Annotated in this window: 18 protein-coding genes and 1 tRNA gene; 12 read left to right on the top strand and 7 right to left on the bottom strand. The window is 65.7% G+C overall.

From position 1 onward, the window contains the following. Nucleotides 1-4 precede the first annotated feature (4 nt). From O9320_14900 to O9320_14890, 3 genes are all read right to left on the bottom strand, one after another. Nucleotides 5-1,210: a class I SAM-dependent rRNA methyltransferase gene (locus tag O9320_14900; GenBank protein MCZ8312131.1), complete on the bottom strand. Its 1,206-nt coding sequence runs from the start codon at nt 1,208-1,210 to the stop codon at nt 5-7. Nucleotides 1,211-1,258: 48 nt separating this feature from the next. Next, entirely contained in the window at nt 1,259-3,103 is a 1,845-nt protein-coding gene (gene ggt / locus O9320_14895; protein MCZ8312130.1) for a gamma-glutamyltransferase, read from the bottom strand. A gap of 158 nt (nt 3,104-3,261) precedes the next feature. Then, nucleotides 3,262-3,951 carry a DUF6134 family protein gene (locus O9320_14890; GenBank protein MCZ8312129.1) on the bottom strand — a complete coding sequence of 230 codons (690 nt, stop codon included), beginning with the start codon at nt 3,949-3,951 and terminating at the stop codon, nt 3,262-3,264. A 198-nt stretch (nt 3,952-4,149) separates the two neighbouring features. Between O9320_14890 and O9320_14885 the strand changes: the two genes are divergently transcribed. Further along, on the top strand, nt 4,150-4,884 hold the full coding sequence (locus O9320_14885; GenBank protein MCZ8312128.1) for a helix-turn-helix domain-containing protein: 735 nt from the start codon (nt 4,150-4,152) through the stop codon (nt 4,882-4,884). A gap of 36 nt (nt 4,885-4,920) precedes the next feature. Here O9320_14885 and gpt read toward each other — a convergent pair whose 3' ends face one another. Next, nucleotides 4,921-5,424, bottom strand: coding sequence for a xanthine phosphoribosyltransferase (gene gpt, locus O9320_14880; protein MCZ8312127.1), 504 nt, complete (start codon nt 5,422-5,424; stop codon nt 4,921-4,923). Nucleotides 5,425-5,484: 60 nt separating this feature from the next. After that, nucleotides 5,485-5,916: a DUF4864 domain-containing protein gene (locus O9320_14875; protein ID MCZ8312126.1), complete on the bottom strand. Its 432-nt coding sequence runs from the start codon at nt 5,914-5,916 to the stop codon at nt 5,485-5,487. Between the two features lie 58 nt (nt 5,917-5,974). Here O9320_14875 and O9320_14870 point away from each other — a divergent pair, with 58 nt between their 5' ends. Beyond that, nucleotides 5,975-7,582: a gamma-glutamyltransferase family protein gene (locus O9320_14870; protein ID MCZ8312125.1), complete on the top strand. Its 1,608-nt coding sequence runs from the start codon at nt 5,975-5,977 to the stop codon at nt 7,580-7,582. A gap of 86 nt (nt 7,583-7,668) precedes the next feature. On the opposite strand, the gene O9320_14865 is transcribed toward O9320_14870, so the two are convergent. Then, nucleotides 7,669-8,895 carry a hypothetical protein gene (locus O9320_14865; protein MCZ8312124.1) on the bottom strand — a complete coding sequence of 409 codons (1,227 nt, stop codon included), beginning with the start codon at nt 8,893-8,895 and terminating at the stop codon, nt 7,669-7,671. A gap of 356 nt (nt 8,896-9,251) precedes the next feature. Here O9320_14865 and O9320_14860 point away from each other — a divergent pair. Then, nucleotides 9,252-9,328 (top strand) — tRNA-Arg (locus tag O9320_14860). Nucleotides 9,329-9,361: 33 nt separating this feature from the next. Here the strand turns inward: O9320_14860 and O9320_14855 are convergent. After that, nucleotides 9,362-9,877 (bottom strand): RT0821/Lpp0805 family surface protein, encoded by a 516-nt coding sequence (locus O9320_14855; protein ID MCZ8312123.1) that lies wholly within the window; start codon nt 9,875-9,877, stop codon nt 9,362-9,364. Nucleotides 9,878-10,060: 183 nt separating this feature from the next. On the opposite strand from O9320_14855, the gene O9320_14850 reads away from it, so the two are divergent. The 9 genes from O9320_14850 to O9320_14810 all read left to right on the top strand — a co-directional run bounded on the left by O9320_14850 (nt 10,061) and on the right by O9320_14810 (nt 20,758). Beyond that, nucleotides 10,061-10,267 carry a hypothetical protein gene (locus O9320_14850; GenBank protein ID MCZ8312122.1) on the top strand — a complete coding sequence of 69 codons (207 nt, stop codon included), beginning with the start codon at nt 10,061-10,063 and terminating at the stop codon, nt 10,265-10,267. A 148-nt stretch (nt 10,268-10,415) separates the two neighbouring features. Then, nucleotides 10,416-10,631, top strand: a complete 216-nt coding sequence (locus O9320_14845; protein MCZ8312121.1) for a hypothetical protein — start codon at nt 10,416-10,418, stop codon at nt 10,629-10,631. Nucleotides 10,632-10,859: 228 nt separating this feature from the next. Next, nucleotides 10,860-12,008, top strand: coding sequence for an efflux RND transporter periplasmic adaptor subunit (locus tag O9320_14840; protein ID MCZ8312120.1), 1,149 nt, complete (start codon nt 10,860-10,862; stop codon nt 12,006-12,008). A gap of 43 nt (nt 12,009-12,051) precedes the next feature. Further along, nucleotides 12,052-15,210: a multidrug efflux RND transporter permease subunit gene (locus tag O9320_14835; GenBank protein ID MCZ8312119.1), complete on the top strand. Its 3,159-nt coding sequence runs from the start codon at nt 12,052-12,054 to the stop codon at nt 15,208-15,210. 87 nt (nt 15,211-15,297) lie between these two features. After that, nucleotides 15,298-15,663: a hypothetical protein gene (locus tag O9320_14830; GenBank protein MCZ8312118.1), complete on the top strand. Its 366-nt coding sequence runs from the start codon at nt 15,298-15,300 to the stop codon at nt 15,661-15,663. Beyond that, nucleotides 15,660-16,049 (top strand): hypothetical protein, encoded by a 390-nt coding sequence (locus tag O9320_14825; protein ID MCZ8312117.1) that lies wholly within the window; start codon nt 15,660-15,662, stop codon nt 16,047-16,049. The genes O9320_14830 and O9320_14825 overlap by 4 nt, the downstream gene beginning before the upstream one ends. 5 nt (nt 16,050-16,054) lie before the next feature. Further along, nucleotides 16,055-18,520, top strand: coding sequence for a ligase-associated DNA damage response DEXH box helicase (locus O9320_14820; GenBank protein ID MCZ8312116.1), 2,466 nt, complete (start codon nt 16,055-16,057; stop codon nt 18,518-18,520). Nucleotides 18,521-18,530: 10 nt separating this feature from the next. Next, entirely contained in the window at nt 18,531-19,253 is a 723-nt protein-coding gene (gene pdeM, locus O9320_14815) for a ligase-associated DNA damage response endonuclease PdeM (GenBank protein ID MCZ8312115.1), read from the top strand. A gap of 68 nt (nt 19,254-19,321) precedes the next feature. Then, entirely contained in the window at nt 19,322-20,758 is a 1,437-nt protein-coding gene (locus O9320_14810; protein MCZ8312114.1) for a deoxyribodipyrimidine photo-lyase, read from the top strand.

The following is a 20,758-nucleotide window of genomic DNA, read 5'->3' as shown; positions in this document are numbered from 1 at the left end:
GGCCTCAATCGAGGGCAATCAGCAGCGCTTTGAGATAGGCGCTTTCGGGCAAAAACGGGTGCAGCGGATGGTCGGCGGCTGCGCCTGCGACGCGCAGCACACGCGCCTGGCGCCCTGTTTCGGCAATGCCGCGCGCGGTCTCTTCGAGGAAATTCGCGGTCTCGACATTGTGCGAGCACGAGGCTGCGAGCAGAAAGCCGTTGGGGGCGACGAGGGCGGCCGCGAGGCGTGCGACCTTGCGATAGCCCTTGAGCGCCATCGGCACGTCCTTGCGCGATTTGGCGAAGGCCGGCGGGTCGCACACGACCACGTCGAAGCGCTCGCCCGCTGCGTCGAGATTGGCGGCGTAGTCGAAAATCTCGCCCTTGTCGAAACGGCATTTGGCGGCCACCCCGTTGGCCTCGGCCGCCTGTGCGGCTAGATCGAGCGCTGCTTGTGCTCGGTCGGCAAACACGACCTGCACAGCCCCGCCAAGGGCCGCCTGCACGCCGAAGCCGCCGCCATAGCAATAGAGATCGAGGACCCGCGCACCCGCCGAAACTTTGGCGACGGCCGCTCGGTTGTCGCGCTGATCGTAGAACCAGCCGGTCTTCTGGCCGCCCGCAACGTCGGCAAAAAACGTGGCGCCGTTTTCGACGAGGCGGATCGGTCCTGCGACCGCACCGTGCACGGTTTCGCTCGCCGTATCGAGCCCTTCGAGGCTGCGCGCATGGCTTTCGTCGCGCAGCACGATGGCGGCGGGTGCAAGCACGGCTTCGATCGCCTGGCGCAGCGCGGGCCACAAAAGATCGATGCCCGCGGCATTGCGCTGCACCACGAGCGTGTCGCCGAACCGGTCGATCACGAGGCCCGGAAAGCCGTCGGCTTCGGCATGGATCAGGCGATAGAACCCGCCCGGATAGAGCCGCTCGCGCAAGGCAAGGGCGGTACGCAGCTTGGCCGCACACCACGCCGCATCGACGACAAGGCGCGGATTGCGCTCGAGCATGCGCACGGCGATCAGCGTGTGCGGATTGAAAAAGGCCGTCCCGAGATTTTCGCCATGGCTCGTCATCACGCGCACAAGTGTGCCGCGCGCCAGCGCTTTGGCGCTGTTGTCCATCTGGATTTCGTTCGAATAGGCCCACGGATGGCCCATGCGCAGGCGCTGGTGGCGCTGCGGTTGCAGACGGATTTCCGGCAGCGTGCCGGTCGGCGACGTTTGGGTCATGGCGAACTTTCGGGGATGAAGCGGAAAAGAGTTTCGAACGCGACGGCGTCAGTCGCCAAGGGCTTCGCCTTCGCGACGCGGATCGGCACCGCCGATCAGCTGCGTGCGACCCTGGCGGCGCACGACCTGGATGCCGTGCAGGCCGCTGCCATGGGCCACGAACGCAATCTCGTGGCCCATGGCGCGAAGTTCGCCCGCAAGGCCTGCAATCACCGTGTCGCGCTCGAGCTCGGTCGGGCCGTTGAGGCTCAAGGCGTGCGGCAAGGCCACCGCGCGCTGCATGTCGAGCCCCCAATCGAGGGTCGCCACCAGCGTGCGCGCGACGTAGGGGATGATGCGCGCCCCGCCGGGCGAGCCCAGGGTCATCACCAGCCGATTTTCGCGGTCGAGCACGATCGTGGGCGACATCGAACTGCGCGGCCGTTTGCCGGGCTCGACGCGGTTGATGTTCGGCACGTCGCCGTCGCGCGGGCGCAAGGCGAAATCGGTCATCTGGTTGTTGAGCAGGAAGCCGCGCACCATCACGCGGCTGCCGAAGGCCTGTTCGATCGAGCTCGTCATCGCAACCGCGTTGCCGGCCCCGTCCACGATCGAGAAATGCGTCGTGGCGGGCAGCTCGCTCATCGTGTCGGGCGCGCGCAAGGCCGCCCGCTGGAGGCGGCCCGCTTCCGCACGGCCCATGCTGCGCTCAGGGGCGATCAGGCGCGCGCGCGTGGCGAGATAGCGACGGTCGAGCAGCTTGTCGAGCGGCACTTGCTCGAAATCCATGTCGGCGAGATAGCGCGCGCGGTCGGCGAAAGCGAGGCGCTCGGCCTCGGTGAGTGCGTGCACGGCCGCAACCGAATTGGGCGCCATCGCGCGCATGTCGAACTTTTCGAGCATGGCGAGGATCTGGGCAACCGCCACCCCGCCCGACGAGGGCGGACCCATGCCGCAAACCTTGTACTGGCGATAGCCGCCGCATACGGGCTCGCGCTTAAGGGCTTTGTAGCTTTTGAGGTCGTCGACGCTCAGCGTGCCGGGGTTGTTCGTCTCGCGCACGGCCTTGGCCATCGCGCGCGCGAGGCCCCCATTGTAGAAGGCGTTGGCGCCGCCATTGGCGATCACGCGCAGCGTCTCGGCAAGCTCGGGATTGGCCAGGCGCGTGCCGACCGCCTTGGGATTGCCGTCGGCGTCGAAGAAATAGTCGCGCGCAGCCGGGAATTCTTTGAGTTGCGGCGTCTCGCCGATCAGCTGATGCAGGCGCGGCGAAATCGGGAAGCCTTCGGCCGCCATGCGCATCGCCGGTTCGAACAAACGCAGCCACGGCAGACGGCCATGTTGCTCGTGCGCGAGTGCCAACATGCGAACCACGCCGGGCACACCCACCGCATGCCCGCCCTGGGCTGCCCGCGCAAAGGGCAGCGGCTTGCCCTTGGCGTCGAGGAACATCTCGGGCGTTGCGCCTGCCGGGGCGGTCTCGCGCCCGTCGAAGGTTTCGACCTTGCGCGCCTCGGCCGCGTAATGGACGAGGAAGGCCCCGCCGCCGATGCCCGAGCTTTGCGGCTCCACAAGGGTCAGCACCATCTGCACGGCGATTGCGGCATCGACGGCGCTGCCGCCCTGGCGCAGAATCTGGCGGCCGACTTCCGCGGCAAGCGGGTTGGCGGCCACAACCATCTGGCGGTCGGCCGCGACGGCCGCACGGGTGGGGCCTGCGGGCGTCGCAGATTCGGGCTGTGCGCGCAAAGTCGGCGCAGGGGCGGTTGGGGCGGGGACCGGCGCAAGGGTCGGGGCGGCGGGCGCATTTTGCGCGATCGCGGGTCCGGCAAGTGCGAGACACAGCGACAGGAGACCCGCGCCCAAAATCGGACGCCAGCCGGTCCAGCGTGCTGTGTCGTTCGCGGTCGTCATCGCTCGGGATCTCGACGCTTCGAGAAAAAAGCGTCCGTGGGCTTGTGCCCGCCAGTCCCAGCGGGCAGACGGTATTTAGTCGCGTTCCCTGGCCTGGAGCAAGTGCGCCGTGGCCCTAAAGCCCCATGCCGCCCAATAAATCGTCAGCTCCCGGCCAATCAGCGGACTTGCGCGACCTGATCGAGGCTGCGCCGGACATATACGATCTGGGCGCCGCGCGCCTCGAAGCGCAGGCCGACCCAGCTGTTGTCTGCGGCGTAGCTCAAATCGGCTTTGAGATCGCCGGTGACGCGATAGGTCGAGACAAGCTGCGGGCGGCCGTCGGCGGTTATGCTTGTCTCGCCGAGATTCTCGTTGGCGACCGTTGCAAGCTTGCCGCTTTGGGTATCCAGCAGGGCGCCGCGGTTCAGCTTGTCGCGGTTCCAATAGCTGCTCGGCGCCGTGTCGGCGGGGGCGATGTAGCTGCCGCCGCTGCCCGAAACCGCCAGGCCCGATTCCCCGGCCGTGGCCAGCACGCGGGTGCGCGTGCCGTTGTCGTCGGTCGACGCTTCGAGCGACACAAGACGCTCGCCCGCCCACACTTCCGTGGCGCGGTGCGTGTAGCGATAGACCGTAACGAAAGCGAGTTTGACGGCCATATCGATGGCAACGTCGACTTCGCGGCGGTTGCCCGCTTCGCGGATCGTGACGCGGTGGGTCCCGATGCTGGAGCCGTCGCGCAGCACGTCGAATGTCAGGGTTTGCGTGGTGGCCGGCGCGTCGGCGGGCACGCCGACATTCGCCAGCGCTTGCGGCGCCGTGCCGAGCCCAAGCCACAAAAGGCTCGCGAAGAAGAAACGGCTCATCATTTTGACTCGTGCTCCGTGTCTGACTTGGATACCTCTCTTACGTCAATTTGCGTCAATTGGTTCAATATCTTCGGCTGCGAAATCGCAAACATCTGTTCTTGAAGGTATATTTCACCATACGTGCGCGAAGCCCTTGCGTTTGAGCGATGCACGTAGCACGATCCCTATGGTATCACAGAACGCCAGGGGGGCGGCAGCATGGGAATCGTCACGAGTGCAATGGGCGTTCCGGTGCCAATGGCGATCGAATCGCATTGCGACGAGTGCGTCATCCGCGAAGCCAGCATCTGCGAAGTTCTCGATGCGGCCCAGCTTTCTCGGCTGCGCAGCATCTCTACGGTCGTCACCTACGCGCCGATGGCGCCTTTGTTCGAAGAAGGCTCGCAAGCCCATCATGTCAGCAACGTCATCGAAGGAACGGTGACGCTCTACAAGCTGCTGCCCGACGGGCGGCGCCAGATTCTGGGCTTCCTGTTTCCCGGCGACTTCGTCGGGCTCGCCCTCGACCCGACCTATGGCTGCTCGGCCGAGGCGACGACGGTCGTGCGCATGTGCCGCTTCCCGCGCGAGCGGCTCGAAAAGCTGTTCAAGGATTTGCCGGCCCTCGAGCATCGCCTGCTCGAAGTTGCCGGCAACGAGATCAAAGCAGCGCAAGAGCAGATGCTGCTGCTGGGCCGCAAAACCGCGCGCGAGCGGCTGGCTTCGTTCCTGCTCACCCTGTCGCGTCGTGCAGCCGCGCGCGGGCGGCCTGCCTCGCCCGTCGATCTGCCGATGCGCCGCTCGGACATCGGCGACTATCTGGGGCTCACGATCGAAACGGTGAGCCGCACTTTCACGCAGTTCAAGAAGGCGGGACTGATTGGCCTGCCTAGTCAAAGCCAGGTCACGCTGCTGCAGCGTGAGATCTTGGAAACGATCGCTGAAGGCAATTGAAGCGCTAGGTGCGCCCCAGCGTCAGCCCATGGCCTCTTAGCGCGGGGCGACAATGGGCCGCACGAATTGCGGCTCGGTATCCCACGGGAACATGATCCAGGTATCCTGGCTCACCTCGGTCACGTAGGTGTCGACCATCGGTTTGCCGGCGGGCTTGGCGTAGACGGTGGCAAGATGCGCACCCGGAAGCATCGCACGCACGATCTTGGCGGTGGCCCCGGTATCGACGAGATCGTCGATGATAAGCCAGCGCGGGCCGGAATTGGCATCGACCGTCGTTGTCGCCAACGGCTTCAGGATGTTCGAGGTGTCGCCGATCTGCTGGCCCTGGTACGTGGCGATTGACACGGTGTCGATGATGCGCAACTCGAGCTCGCGCGCGATGATGCCGGCCGGGATGAGGCCGCCGCGCGTGACGGCAACAATGCCGCGCCACGGGCCGCCGGCCACCAGCTTCCAAGCGAGCGCCTTGCAGTCGCGGTGCAGCTCCTGCCAGGAGACGGTGAACATCTTGCGATAGGTATCGTCGGCGCTGGACATGGGCGACTCCGGTTCGGAAGCTTTCGCCTTCATGCCGCGCGCACGCGCGCGATGCAAGCGCTACACGCCCGGGCGTTTGGCGGGCAAAAGCTCGACGCCTGCGATGCGGAAGCTGCCGTCTTTCTGGCGCGCCATGTAATAGAGGGCGACTGCCGACGTGCCGTCGAGCCCGTCGAACTCGACGATCTGGGCAACGATGCCGCCGTCGGGCTTCGCGTCGCCGAACGCGTAGCTGCGCGGCCGATAGATCATCGCGTAGCCTTGACGCACCATGGCCATGAAGCGTTCGGGGCTGCCGAACATGCTTTGGATGTTCGCGTCCGCGAACGCGAAGGCTGCGGCCCCGTCGTCGGCGCGAAAGGCTTCGATCTGCCGCTCGATCGTGCTGCGGATTGCCTCGCGTTCGTCCGGGGCCAGGGCAAGGGGCGATTGGGCGAATGCTGGAAAAGCCAGCCACAGACCGACCAAAACGCTCAAAAAGCCTTTGCGCATCGCATGAACCCCCGATTAGAAAAGACTGGTTCTTCTCCCTAGCAAAGGCAAGCCTCCCATGCTCAGCACGCCGCGCGGCTACCGCGGAATGGTCACGGCCCCGCATCATCTGGCCAGCCAAGCCGGCCTCGAAGTGCTGCGCGAAGGCGGCAACGCGGTCGAAGCGATGATCGCGATGGCGGCGGCGATCCCGGTCGTCTATCCGCACATGAACGCGATCGGCGGCGACGGGTTTTGGCTCATCGATGCGGGCGACGGCCGGCCCGTGGCCGGCATTGATGCGTGCGGGGCGGCGGCCTCGGTCCTGTCGCCTGCCTGGTACAAGCGCCAAGGCCACGAGACCATCCCTTCGCGCGGGCCCCTTGCCGCCAACACGGTTGCGGGCACGGTGTCGGGCTGGGGCGCGGCCTTTGAAATCGCCAAGACGCTCGGCGGCAAATTGCCGCTCTCTCGACTTGTCGAGCCGGGTGCTTACTACGCCGAAAACGGCTATCCCACGACCGCGAGCCAGACGCGCTTCACGGCCGAAAAACGCGCCGAGTGCGAAGCTTCGCCTGGTTTCAAAAAAGCGTTTCTGCCCGGCGGCCAGGTGCCGCAGCCGGGCAGCCGCTTCGTGCAAGGCGCTTTGGCGGCCACATTGCGGCGCATCGGTGCGGAAGGCACGGAGAGCTTTTATCGCGGCAAATTGGCCGAGGCGATCGCCGCCGATCTGAAGCGCGCGGGCGCACCCGTCACGCTCGACGACTACAAGCGCCACAAGGCCAAGATCGTGACCCCGCTCACCGTGAACGTGCCCGGTGCGCGGCTTTACAACATGACGCCGCCCACGCAAGGGCTGGCGTCGCTGCTGATCCTCGCCCTTTTTTCGCGCTTCAAACCGGAGCGCGCCGACGGGTCCGAATTCGTGCATGCGCTCGTCGAGGCGACGAAGCTTGCCTTCCGCGTGCGCGACAAGCACGTGAAGGATCCGGCCTACATGGCGCAGGAAGCGCAAAGCCTGCTGGCCGACGCGCGGATCGCGAAACTTGCTGCCCAGTTCGATCCGCATCTCGCTGCCCCGTGGCCGCAAGCGCCGCAGAAGGGCGACACGATTTGGATGGGCGCCATCGACGCCCAAGGGCGCATGGCGAGTTTCATCCAGTCGATCTATTGGGAGTTCGGCTCGGCCGTGGTTGGCGACGAAACCGGCATTCTGTTCCAGAATCGCGGCACCTCGTTCAGCCTCGAAAAGGGCGCACCGCAGGAATTGGCGGCGGGCCGCAAGCCCTTCCACACGCTCAATCCCGCGATGGCGCATTTCGACGACGGCCGTTCGATGGTCTACGGCACGATGGGCGGCGACGGCCAGCCGCAGACGCAAGCCGCGATCTTCTCGCGCTACGCCTGGTACGGCCACACGCCGCAAGAAGCGATCTCGGCCCCGCGCTGGCTTCTGGGCCGCACCTGGGGAACGGCGACCACGAAGCTGCGCCTGGAAAGCCGCTTTGCCCCCGGCCTCGTCGCGGCCTTGAAGGGCATGGGCCACGATCTCGAAACGCTTGCCGACTACACGGACCTCATGGGCCATGCCGGCATGGTCGTACGCACGCCGGCGGCCGACGGCGGTTCGGCCTTGCTCGAAGGTGGTACCGACCCGCGCAGCGACGGCCAGGTCGGCACGTTCTAGGGGCAGCGCCTCAAACGAAAAACCCCGGCCCTTTGAGGGGGCCGGGGTTTTGTCTGTTCGCAGGCTCGAAAGCCGTGCCCGAAGGCTCAGCGCACGTAGAGATGCACTTCGTTGGCTTGCGCTTGCGCCGACGTGGTCGAGGACAGCGTCATGCGCTGGGCGGGCAGGCCCATATTGCCGAGGCTGCGCATCACGCCTTCGGCCTGGCGGCGCGCCGAGGTTGCGGCGAGGGCTGCCTGGCTTTGGCCGCCGCGCGTCGGCGCCACGGCCACGAGATCGAAATTCGCGGTCGGGCTGCGCTCGAGCGCACGGCTCACGGCCGTGTAGAGCGCTTGTTCGTAGGACGGGTTGGCGCGGTCGAAGCGGATCACCACGAGCGGACGGCGACCGGCGGCAGCCGTTGCGGGGTTGGCCGCTTGCGGCTGCGCGCCCGGAGCAACGCCCAGCATCGCCGGGCTGCCGTCGGCGGGTGCGACGTTCGTGAAGGCGCGGTTGTTGAGGCCGGAACCGAACAATTCGCCGTTGCGGATGGCAAGCGACAGCGCCGTGAGGTTCGAACGCTCGCGGCTGGCGTAGGTCGATTGGCGGTTGATGTCTTCGTTGAGCTCGTTGAGCAGCCGGTCGATCGACACGACCGTGCGGTTCACTTCGTCTTCGACCAGCGCCAGCTGACGATGGTCGTCTTCGACCGCACCGTTGAGCGAATAGGCGGCGCGCGTCGAGTCGAGCAGGAAGGCCGCCATCGCGGCGTCGCCCGCAGCCTGGCTCGAAAGCTGCGCCAAGCGGCCGATTTCGGCCGACAGGCGGTCGAGTTCGCTAGCCGCTTGCGTCCATTGCGCCTGCAGGATCGGGTTGCCGGGCGTGGTGCCCACTTGCAGGCGCGTGTTGATGCCGGCCACGAGCGTGAAATAGCGCTGCGCCGTGCCGACCGTGTCGGCGCGCATCTGCTGGATCGCACCCGAGCGCGTCTGGACCGCACCCTGGAGATTTTGCAGCTCGGTGCGCATCGCCTGGGCGCGAATGCCGACGGCTGTCTGCTGGCCGCCGGGCAGGCGGCCCGTGTCCGGCGTGTCGATGGCACCTGTGGCGCGCGACGGCACAACCACGGTCGTGCCGGGCATCGGGGCACTCTGCGCTTGGCGCTCGGCAGCCGAAGCGGGGATGTCCTGGCGTACGGAAGCCGGCTGCGGTGCCGCACTCGGGCCTGAGAGCGACGGCCACAAAGCTTCCGAGACCATATTGCAGCCCGACAGCGGCACGCCCAGGGCCAGCAACAAGGCAGTTTTGCGGAGATGGGCGAACCGATCGGTCATTGTGCAAGCTCGTTCAAAAAGAAAGGTGCTGGACAAAGCAGTGGGCGGGCTTGGCTCTTGGCGGCAACTCGGCAACGCTAGCGCAACCGCCGCCGTCGCCGTGAAACTTTTGTGGGTGTCTGAAGGCAAGCGGCCGGTGGGCCGTTCAACCCCAAAACCCGAAGGCGGCGGATCGTAACCAACGCGACGCATTGGCGCAACGGCGATTTTATCCCGGTTTTCCACAGCCTTAGTCGCGCGTTTGGCAACCCAAATGCGGCCGCGTGGGCGTTCGGCATTTACGCTTGCACGGGCTCGGTGGTTCGACTAGTGTCCGCGACCGTTTCCCCAAGGTATCGGGTTTGAAACGCCTCCGCGCGGCCGTAGCTCAACTGGATAGAGCATCAGACTACGAATCTGGAGGTTAGGGGTTCGAATCCCTTCGGCCGCGCCATTTTCTTTCGAACTATTCTTCAGCGCCCCATCGTCACCGATGGTGGCGATGGCCGCCGAAACCATAGCCGAAGCCGAATGACGGGCCGGGCCGATAGGGGCGCCAGCCATAAGGCTCATAGTAATAGGGCCGCGGCCGGTGATAGGGCTCTGGATAGACATAGACCACGCGCGGCGGCGGGGCGGCGACGATCACGGGCGCTTGCTGCTGCGGCACAAAGCGCTGTTCGGTCGGCTGCTGTTCTTGCTGCGCAAGTTTCCACGTGCCGTCCGGCTGGCGGCAGGCCGTGCCGTAGGCCTGCTGCTGCGTGCCGCCGATCGTCACGGTTTTGGTGAATTCGCGGCACACGGTGCCGCCGCTGTTGAAGGCTGGTTTGGGCACGATCGTTTCGACCGTGCCGCTGTCCGGATTCTGCCATTGCGTGGCCGTGCCCGAGCGCGTCGTTTCGAGCGCTGCCTGCCCGGGGCCGTCGAGGATTTGCGCCGAAGCGCAGGCCGGCAGAAGGCCGACGAGCGCCGCTACGCGCAAAGCTGGACCGAAACGCCGCATGTGCCTCTCCTCGAAGCCCGCGTGCCCGACCGAAAGATCGGCGCCCAATCCAAAGCTCCGGATAGGCCAACGCGCAGTATAGGTATCTTGTTCCGCACCGCCGCTTGCCAGATACCTAAAATTTGTGGTATTTAATACCTGTTGGGCGAGAAACGCTCGGATTTCATGCGGAGACCGTCGAGAATGTCGGGTCTTGGAGCAGTGGGCAGCGGGGTCGGCGCCAGTTCGACTGGAACCGCCAAGTTCGATCTGGGCTATCAGGTCGGCGCCTTCGTGGCCGCTTTCAACAACCAGCCTTGGACGCCGAAAAGTTTTTTCGACGGACCGCGCGTCAATGCGCCCGACCTTGTCGTGTTCGGCCAAGGCAAGACGTACGACTTTTTCGCCTGACGGCGAGGGGCGACTTTTTGCCTGACGGTGGTTGGTGATTTTTTCCACAATGATGCCGCAATTGCGCGCGGAATAGCCGATGCCTCTCGCGCTTTGTCTTGGCGACGACGGTATTGTGCCGTCGCTCGACACGAAGCGGAGACATCCCATGAAGAAGTTTGCGGCTCTTGCCATCGCCCTCGCTCTGGCCGTTCCGGCGGCCGCGTTCGCGCAGACGACCCCGACCGCGCAGCCGACGGCAAAGCCTGCCGTCGCAGCCCCGTCTGTGGCACAGGCGGCGCCGAAAGCCGGCGACGCCAAGAAGACCGAAACGGGCACCCATACGGGTACGCCCGCCGCCAAGGAACAGCCCAAGAAGAACTAAGCTTCCGGCTGTCGTTCCCGCCGCGCTGCAGCCTCTGGTTTGCGCGCGGCGGGGATAGCCCCACTGGGCCTGCGGCCAATCGGTAAGTCGCTACCACTATTTGCGGACGCGACAAGAATTCGCAATTGCTGCGCTTGCACAATAGCGTCGAACGCGCGTAACTGTTCCCCATGTGGCGCCTGCTGAATGAAGCGGCGCCAACCGATTTCGGCATGGGGGCACTTGATTATGGCGCAGCGTTTTTTGGGTGCGGTCGCACTGGCAGCGGCTTTTCTGTGGGCGCAAACTTCTTTCGCGCCGGGCGCTTTTGCGCAGGGTGGGCCGCCGCAAGCCCCGCCGGTTACGGTCGCCAAGCCCGTCGTCAAAGAAATCGTCGAGCAGGACGACTATACCGGCCGCTTCGAAGCGGCCGATGCGGTGGAATTGCGCGCACGCGTATCCGGATATCTCGAAGCCGTGCGCTTTCGCGACGGTCAGATCGTGCGCGAAGGCGATCTCCTGTTCGTGATCGACAAGCGCCTCTACCAGTCCACGCTCGCGCGCACGACGGCGGCCGTCAACGCCGCCCAGACTCGGCTCGATTTCGCACGCCTCGATTTCGAGCGCTTCGAGCGTCTGGCGCGCAGCGGGACCGCACCCGAGCGCCAGCTCGAGCAGACGCGCCAGACCTTCCAGCAGGCGCAGGCCGACATTGCGGCTCTCCGCGCCGACCAGGAAACGGCGCGCCTCAATCTCGGTTTCACCGAAATCCGCAGCCCGCTTTCGGGGCGCATCGGCCGCAAGCTCGTCTCGGAAGGCAATCTCGTGACGGCCGACCAGACGCTGCTGGCCACGGTCGTGTCGATCGATCCGATCTATCTGAATTTCGACATCGACGAACGCTCCTACATCGCCTACACGCGCCGCGTGCAGGCGGGCGAGCAGCAATCGGGCCGCGCCGGTGCGGGTTTCGACGTGCGCGCAGGCCTGCTCGACGAGCGCGACATGCCGCGCATCGGGCGGCTCGAGTTCCTCGACAACCGCATCGATCCTGCGAGCGGCACCATGCGCGCGCGCGCTACCTTCCCCAACAAAGACGGGCTGCTGACGCCGGGCCTGTTCGGCCGCGTGCAGGTGCCGGGCTCCAATCCCTACAAAGCCGTGCTGATCCCCGAAGAGGCGATCGGCGCGGACCAGGACCGGCGTTTCGTGTGGGTCGTGGCCGACGACGGGTCGGTCGCGATCCGGCTGATCCGTCCGGGTCCGCGCATCGACGGCTACCGCATCGTGCGCACCGGCCTCGACGGCAGCGAGCGCATCGTCGTGGTCGGTCTGCAGCGCGTGCGCCCCGGCGGGCGCGTGACGGCGCAGACGATCGAACTTCCGCTTTCTCGTTAAGCGTCTGGCGCGCTAAGCGCCCGCATCAAAGGACATACGCGCTATGCGCTTTACGCACTTTTTCGTCGACCATCCGATCTTCGCCTCGGTGCTGTCGATCGTGATGGTCATTCTGGGCTCGGTCGCCTTCACGGCCCTGCCGGTGACCGAGTATCCGGAAATCGCCCCGCCCACAATCGTGGTGCGCGCCGCATATCCGGGTGCCGACGCCCAGACCGTGGCCGCCACGGTCGCAACGCCGCTCGAGCAGGAAATCAACGGCGTGGAAGACATGATCTACATGTCGTCCTACGCCACCGCCGACGGTTCGATGGCGCTCACCATCACCTTCAAGGCCGGCACCAATCTCGACCAGGCAAGCGTGCTCGTGCAGAACCGCGTGGCGATCGCGACCCCGCGTTTGCCCGAAGAAGTGCGCCGCCTCGGCATCACGACGCAGAAAAGCTCGCCCAACCTCATGATGGTCGTGCACATGCTTTCGCCCGACGAAAGCTACGACCAGCTCTACATCTCGAACTACGCGCTGCTGCGCGTGCGCGACCAGCTTTTGCGCATCGAGGGCGTGGGCGATCTCATCGTGTTCGGCGCGCGCGAATACGCCGTGCGCATCTGGATGGATCCCGACAAGCTCGCGGGCTACGGCCTGTCGGCGGGCGACGTGGTGCGCGCACTCCGCGAGCAGAACGTGCAGGTCTCCGGCGGTTCGCTCGGCACGCCGCCGGCCGACGCCAACACGGCGTTCCAGATCGCGGTCACCACGCAAGGCCGTTTTGAAGATCTGCGCCAGTTCCGCGACGTGATCGTGCGCAATTCGGGCGACGGCCGCCTCGTGCGCGTGGGCGACGTGGCCCGCCTCGAACTCGGCGCCAAAGACTACGTGACCAACTCGTATCTGAACGGCAAGCCCGCGGTGGCGCTCGCGATCTTCCAGCGCCCGGGCTCGAACGCGCTTGCCACCGCCAACGCGATCCGCGCGCGCATGATCGAGTTGCAGCGCGACTTCCCGATCGGCGTCGAGCACCAGGTCGTCTACAACCCGACCGAATTCATCCAAGAGTCGATTTCGGCGGTCTACACGACGCTGATCGAGGCCATCGTGCTCGTGGCGCTCGTGGTGCTCGTGTTCCTGCAGAGCTGGCGGGCCGCCCTCATTCCCATTCTGGCGATCCCGGTGTCGCTGATCGGCACCTTCGTGGTGCTGCTCGAATTCGGCTTTTCGCTCAATGTGCTCACGCTGTTCGGCATGGTGCTTGCGATCGGCATCGTGGTCGACGATGCGATCGTCGTCGTCGAAAACGTCGAGCGCAACATCGCCAACGGCATGAGCCCGCGCGACGCCGCGCACGAAACCATGGACGAGGTGGGAACCGCCGTGATCGCGATTTCGATCGTGCTGTGCGCGGTCTTCATCCCGTCGGCGTTCGTGCCCGGCCTACAGGGCCAGTTCTACCGTCAGTTCGCCGCGACGATCGCGGTTGCGACCGTGCTGTCGGCCTTCAACTCGCTGACGTTGTCGCCGGCCCTTGCGGCGATCCTCCTGAAGCCGCACGATCCGCACCACAAGCCCAAGAATCCGATCGCGCGGCTCGGCAGCGGCTTTGCTTCGATCTTCAATCGCGGCTTCGACAAGATGGGCCACAGCTACGCAGCGCTTTCGGGCGTCCTCGTGCGGCGCAAGGCGCTGATGCTTCTGATCTATGCCGGTCTCGGCGGGGCCACGGTGTGGATCGGCTCGGCCGTGCCCACGGGCTTCATCCCGCCGCTCGACCGCGGCTACGCGATCGTGGCGATCCAGCTGCCCGACGGCGCTTCGCTCGAGCGCACGGACGCCGTCGTCAAACGCGCGATGGGCATTCTGCAGCAGACCCCGGGCGTCAAAGACGCGGTGGCGTTCGCAGGCTTCTCCGGGGCGACCTTCACGAACGCGCCCAATGCGGCCGTGATCTTCACTGGCTTCACACCGTTCGCCGATCGCATCCCGGCAGGCCTCAGTTCGGACGCGATCGTCGGCCAGATCTTCGGGCGCATGCAGCAGATCCAAGAAGCCTTCATCATCGCGATTGCACCGCCCTCGGTGCCAGGTATTGGCTCGCTAGGCGGCGTCAAGCTGCAGCTGCAGGACCGCACCGGCAACGACGTCGTGCGCGTGCTGGGGGCGGCCAACCAGCTCATCGGGCAATTGCGCCAGACGCCGGGCCTCGTCGGCGTGTTCACCTCTTTCTCGGCCAGCACGCCGCAGATCTATCTCGATATCGACCGCACCAAGGCGCAGATCCTGAACGTGCCGATCGGCAACATCTTCGAGACGCTGCAGTTCAATCTGGGTACGGCTTACGTCAACGACTTCAACGCGTTCGGCCGCGTTTACCAGGTGCGCGCCCAGGCCGACCGCGAGTTCCGCCTCACGACCGACGACATTGCGCGCCTGCGCGTGCGCTCGGCGACGGGAGCCTTAGTGCCGCTCGGCACGCTCGTCGATATTCGCGACACGACCGGGGCCGACCTCGTGCAGCGCTACAATGCGTTCGTGTCGATCCCGATCCAGGCGGCGGCCGGTCCCGGCGTCACCTCGAGCCAGGCCATCGCGCTCATCGAGAAAGTGGCGGGCGAAACGCTGCCCGCCGGTATTGGCCTCGAATGGACCGAGCTTGCCTATCAGGAGAAGCTCACCGGCAATACGGCGACGTATATCTTCATTCTCGCCGTCGTGTTCGTGTTCCTGGCCCTCGCCGCGCAGTACGAGAGTTGGGGCATGCCGTTCGCGATCGTGCTGATCGTGCCGATGAGCGTGCTGTCGGCCTTGGCGGGCGTGATGATCCGCGGGCTCGACAACAACATCCTCGTGCAGGTGGGTCTCATCGTGTTGGTGGGCTTGGCGGCGAAAAACGCGATTCTGATCGTCGAGTTCGCGCGCCAGATCGAAAACGAAGGCAAAGACGCGGTCGAAGCCGTGGTCGAGGCGTGCCGCCTGCGGCTGCGGCCCATATTGATGACGGCGTTCGCCTTCATCCTGGGCGTGGTTCCGCTTGTTACGGCAACCGGGCCGGGTGCGGAAATGCGCCAGTCGCTGGGCACGGCCGTGTTCGCGGGCATGCTCGGCGTCACGATCTTCGGCTTGTTCCTGACGCCGGTTTTCTACGTCGTGGTCCGCAGCATGTCGCGGAAACGAAAGGCAATTGCAGCCGCCGCCCCGCAAAAATGACGGTTTTCAGCACCGTGATTGCGCGGCCAAGCGCGATGGGCTATCGAAGGTGATTGTCCACAACTGCCTTGAGCCGATTACGCCCGTATGGCCAGCGAGTACCGGTGCATCCTGTTCCCTTGGCGGGACATCCGCGAAGCGCTGGTCGGGTTCCAGCGTCGGCGCGGCGTGGCCGTTCCGGTGCGCGACCCCGACGCGTTCGTCGTCGACCCCAAAAAGATCGACATCGAACTGACCTACGAGGAAGCGCCGCGGCCGCAGATTTTCCGCTTCGACCGCGAAACCATCGCCGCAGCGCTGATCTTGCAGTGCAAGGATCGCGGCGTGCGCCTGCCGCTCAAATCCAAAAAGCAGGTCTATCTGATCGACACGCGGCTGGCGCTGATGGTGCACATCGCCGGACCCGAAACCGAAGAGTTTCTGGCTTTCGAACTCGTCAAGCACGTCGCATGAAAAAGAAGTCCGCTCTGCCTGACGGCATGTCCGAATACCGGCTCATCTTTTTCCGCGAAAGCGAAATGGTACAGGCGATCGGCGCGTTCGTGCGGCTGCAGAAAAAGCCGCTGCCCGTCGGCATGATCACGCGCATGGTGTTCGACGAGGGCGATTTCTCGATGACGCTGCATATGGAGCGCGATTCCGGCGGCAAGGTCGAGCGCAGCTTCAAGCAGTCCGAGATCGCGGCGGCGCTGATCGGCTACTGCAAAAACGCGCGCATTCCCCTGCCGCGTTCGGGCAACAAGGAACTGCGCATCATCTCGAACCGGCCGGCCTTCCTCATTCGCGAACATGGCAGCGGCCTCGATCTCGACGACGCGCTGGTCGATTTCCGGGATTGACGCCGATCAGCCCCGGCTCACGCGTGCCCCCGCAAACGCTGCCAGCCCCCTTCGACGCGTGGTTCGCTGCGCGCGGCTGGGGTTTGCGCCGCCATCAGGCCGAGTTGTTGGCAGCCGCAAGCGAAGGCCGTTCGGTGCTGCTCGTGGCCCCCACGGGGGCTGGCAAAACGTTGGCGGGGTTTCTGCCGAGCCTCGTGGATCTCGCTTCCGATCCACGCCCGCGTCTGCACACGCTCTACATCTCGCCGCTCAAAGCGCTCGCGGTCGACATCCACCGCAATCTCGAAGTGCCGATCGCCGAGATGGGCCTCGGGATTCGCGCCGAAACCCGCACCGGCGACACGCCTGCGTCCAAGCGCCGCCGCCAGCGCAGCGACCCGCCGCATCTTCTGCTGACCACGCCCGAATCGCTCGCCTTGCTGCTCTCCTATCCGGATGCGGGTACGCTATTCGGCGATCTTGAATGCGTGGTGGTGGACGAAGCGCATGCGCTTGCCGGCACCAAGCGCGGCGATCTGCTTGCACTGGGCTTGGCACGGCTTGCGACATTGGCGCCGAACGCGCGGCGCGTCGGCCTGTCGGCGACCGTTGCCGATCCGCCGATGCTCGCACGCTGGCTGTCGGCGGGCTTTGGCAGCACGGCCGACATTGTGCTCGGCGAAGCGGGCGCCAAGCCCCAGGTCACGATCGTCAATCCGGCCGCACGCGTGCCGTGGTCGGGCCACGGGGCCGTGCATGCGCTGCCGGAAGTCTATATGGCGCTCAAAAACGCGCGTGCCGCGATCGTGTTCGTGAACACGCGCGCTCAGGCCGAGATCTGTTTTCGCGAATTGTGGAAGCTCAACGACGACAATCTGGCGATCGCGTTGCACCACGGCAGCCTTGCGGCCGAGCAGCGCCGGCGCGTGGAAGCGGCGATGGCGGCGGGCAAGCTGCGCGCGGTCGTCGCCACGTCCTCGCTCGATCTCGGCATCGATTGGGGCAATGTCGATCTCGTCGTGCAGGTGGGGGCCCCCAAGGGGGCGTCGCGCCTGCTGCAGCGCCTGGGGCGGGCGAACCATCGGCTCGACGACGCAAGCCGTGCATTGCTTGTGCCCGGCAACCGTTTCGAGATGCTCGAATGCGTGGCCGCGATCGCAGCCGTGGCGGCGGACGAGCTCGACCGCTTGCCCGAGCGGCCCGGTGCGTTGGACGTGCTCGCCCAGCACCTGCTGGGCATGGCGTGCGCGGGCCCGTTCGATCAAGAAGCGGCCTACGCGCAGACCGTGGCGACGCTGCCCTATGCCGACCTTTCGCGCGCCGATTTCGACGCGGTCCTCGACTATGTCGCGACTGGCGGCTACGCGCTGGCAGGCTACGAGCGCTATCGGCGCTTGGTGCGCGACGCGACCGGCCATTGGTGCGTGGCCGATCCTTTGTTCGTGCGCCAATATCGCATGAATATCGGCACCATCGTCGAAGAGCCGATGCTGCATGTCGCGTTCAAGCGCGGCAAGCGCCTGGGCTCGATCGAAGAATATTTCGCGCTCGGCCTCGAGATCGGCGACACGTTTGCGTTTGCAGGCCAGATCCTGCGCTTCGAAGGTTTGCGCGACGGCACGCTCGAGGTTTCGAAAGCCGCCTCCGCCGAGCAGCCCAAAGTGCCGGTCTATGCGGGCGGGCGCATGCCTTTCACAAGCGAGCTTGCGTTGCGCGTGCGCGAATTGCTGCAGGATCCGCCCGCTTGGGCAGGCTTTCCCGCCGACATACGCGAATGGCTGCATCTGCAGCGCAAGCGCAGCCAGATGCCGGACCGCACCGGGCTGCTCGTCGAAACCTTCCCGCGCGACGGGCGCTGGTTTCTGGTGGCTTACTGCTTTGCCGGCCGCAACGCACACCAGAGTTTGGGCATGCTGCTCACAAGGCGCATGGCGCGCGCTGGCCTGCGGCCGATCGGCTTCGTGGCGTCGGACTACGCCATCGCAGTGTGGTCGGCCAAACATGTCGAGCGGCCAAGCGAGCTTTTTGCCGAAGACATGCTCGGCGACGATCTCGAAGAATGGCTCGCCGAAAGTTCGATGCTGAAACGCAGCTTCCGCAACGTCGCGGTGATTGCGGGCCTCATCGAGCGGCGCCATCCGGGCCAGGAAAAATCCGGCCGCCAGGTGACGTTCTCGTCCGACCTCATCTACGACGTATTGCGCAAGCACCAGCCCGGCCATGTATTGCTCAAAGCCGCACGCGCCGACGCCGATGCCGGCATGATCGATCTCGTGCGCTTGGCCCAAGTGCTGAAGGCCGCGCGCGGGCGCATATCGCATCGCAGCTTGGCCCGCGTGTCGCCGCTCGCGGTGCCGATTCTGCTCGAAGTGGGGCGCGAATCGGTGCAAGGCTCCGCCCCCGACGAATGGCTCGCCGATGCCGCCGCTGCCCAAGCGCTGATCGACGAGGCGAGCTTCGAAGACGACGATCCGCAGCAGACTTTGTTCTGAGCAATTTGAAATGCACGCGCGCCTCACGCTCGAAGAAACGCCGTTGTTCGCCGATCCGTCGGGCGCTCTCTATTGGCCCGCGCGCCGCACGCTCGTGGTGGCCGATCTGCATCTCGAAAAAGGTTCGGCGTTCGCGGCCCGCCGTACCTTGCTGCCGCCTTACGATTCGGCCGCGAGCCTTGCCAAGCTGCAGGGGCTCATTCGCAAATTCACGCCCGCACGAATCGTGTGCCTCGGCGACTCGTTCCACGATATACGCGCCGAGGCGCGCATGGCGGCGAACGACGCCGCGTTGCTCAAACGCCTTGTCGCCGCCCACGATTGGGTGTGGGTCGTGGGCAACCACGATCCGGCGATCCCGCCTGCTTTTGGCGGGCGCGTCCTGTCCGAAGTCGTCGAAGACAAGCTTGCTTTGCGCCACGAGCCCGCGGCGCCAAGCGGCTTGGCGCCGGGCGAAATCGTCGGGCATTTCCACCCCAAAGCCGCCGTTTCGACGCAAGCCGGGCGAATCGCGGCACCCTGTTTTGCGCTCGACGGGCGGCGCATGGTGCTGCCGGCCTTCGGCGCCTATGCGGGCGGGCTCGATGTGCTGGACCCCGCTATCGCACGGCTGTTCGGCCGTGCGCGCTTCCGCGTGCTAATGCTGGGGGGCGAACGCCTGCATTTGTTCGGTCGGGAGCGTTTGCTTCCCTTTGCGGCGCACCCGGATACCGCCAAAAAGTCCAATCGGTGATCCATGATGGGGCGGGAAGCGTAAACCCCTCGAAGCCACTTCAAACAAACGGTCTTTCCCGAAAAACAATGTCAGCGGCGCCGATACTCGTTTGGTTTCGTCAGGATCTGCGCCTGACCGACAATCCGGCCCTCGCTGCTGCGGCGGCGACCGGGGCGCCCGTCATTTGCGTCTATATCCGCGACATTGGCGGCGAGGGCGCTTGGGCGCCGGGGGCTGCGTCGGATTGGTGGCTGCATCATTCGCTGGCCTCGCTCGGTGCTTCGCTTGCCAAAATCGGCAGCCGCTTGATCCTGCGCGCCGGTGCGGCCCAAGTTGTGCTCGAAGCACTTGTCGCCGAGACGGGGGCGCAGGGCGTTTATTGGAACCGGCGCTACGAGCCCGCCGCGATCGCGCGCGACTCTGCGATCAAGGCGTCGTTCGAAGCAGGCAACGTTGCCGCCAAAAGCTTCAACGCAAGCCTGCTGTTCGAGCCTTTGACGATCCGCAACAAAAGCGGCGGGCCCTATCGCGTATTCACGCAATTCTGGAAAACATGCATGGCGGGAGATGCACCCCCGCTTCCCATGCCTGCCCCGAAGAAACTCGCGGCCCCATCCGCGTGGCCGATATCGGACGCGCTTGCGGCCTGGAACCTCACGCCGCGCAAACCCGATTGGGCTGCCGGCTGGCAGGATCTGTGGCAGCCCGGCGAAGCAGGGGCCAGTGCAAGGCTCAAGCGGTTTTTGGCCCACGCCGTCGCGGGCTACAAACAAGACCGCAACCGCCCCGATCTCGAAGCCACGTCGCGCCTGTCCGCACATCTGCATTTCGGCGAGATCGGGCCGCGCCAATGTTTCCATGCCGCCCAAGCCGCGGCTGGCGGTACGGCGGGTGCGGACACGTTCCTGTCCGAACTCGGCTGGCGCGAATTCGCGCACCATCTGCTGTTCCAGCATGCCGATCTGCCGGAAGCGCCGTTGCGCGCCGATTTTCGCCTCTTTCCCTGGGCTGACGACGCGGCGAAGCTGCGTGCTTGGCAACGCGGCCAGACGGGCTATCCGATCGTCGATGCCGGCATGCGCGAGCTGTGGCAGACCGGCTGGATGCATAATCGCGTGCGCATGATCGTGGCTTCGTTCCTGGTCAAGCATCTGCTGCTGCCCTGGCAGCAGGGCGAGGCGTGGTTCTGGGACACGCTTGTCGATGCCGACCTCGCCAACAATGCGGCAAGCTGGCAGTGGGTCGCGGGCTGCGGGGCGGATGCCGCGCCCTATTTCCGGATCTTCAATCCGATCCTGCAGGGTGCCAAGTTCGATCCCGATGGCGCTTACACCCGCCGCTTCGTGCCCGAACTCGCCGAGCTGCCGACCGAATATTTGTTCGCACCCTGGGAGGCGCCCGCTTCCGTGCTGACGAAAGCGTGCCTGCGTCTCGGCACCGACTATCCGCTGCCGATCGTCGATCACGCCAAAGCGCGCGCCCGCGCGCTTGCCGCTTTCCAAACGCTGAAGGCGGCGGCTTAG

Source organism: Magnetospirillum sp. (genome assembly GCA_027532905.1).
Taxonomy (GTDB): domain Bacteria; phylum Pseudomonadota; class Alphaproteobacteria; order CACIAM-22H2; family CACIAM-22H2; genus Tagaea.
This window is presented reverse-complemented; position numbering and strand designations above follow the sequence as displayed.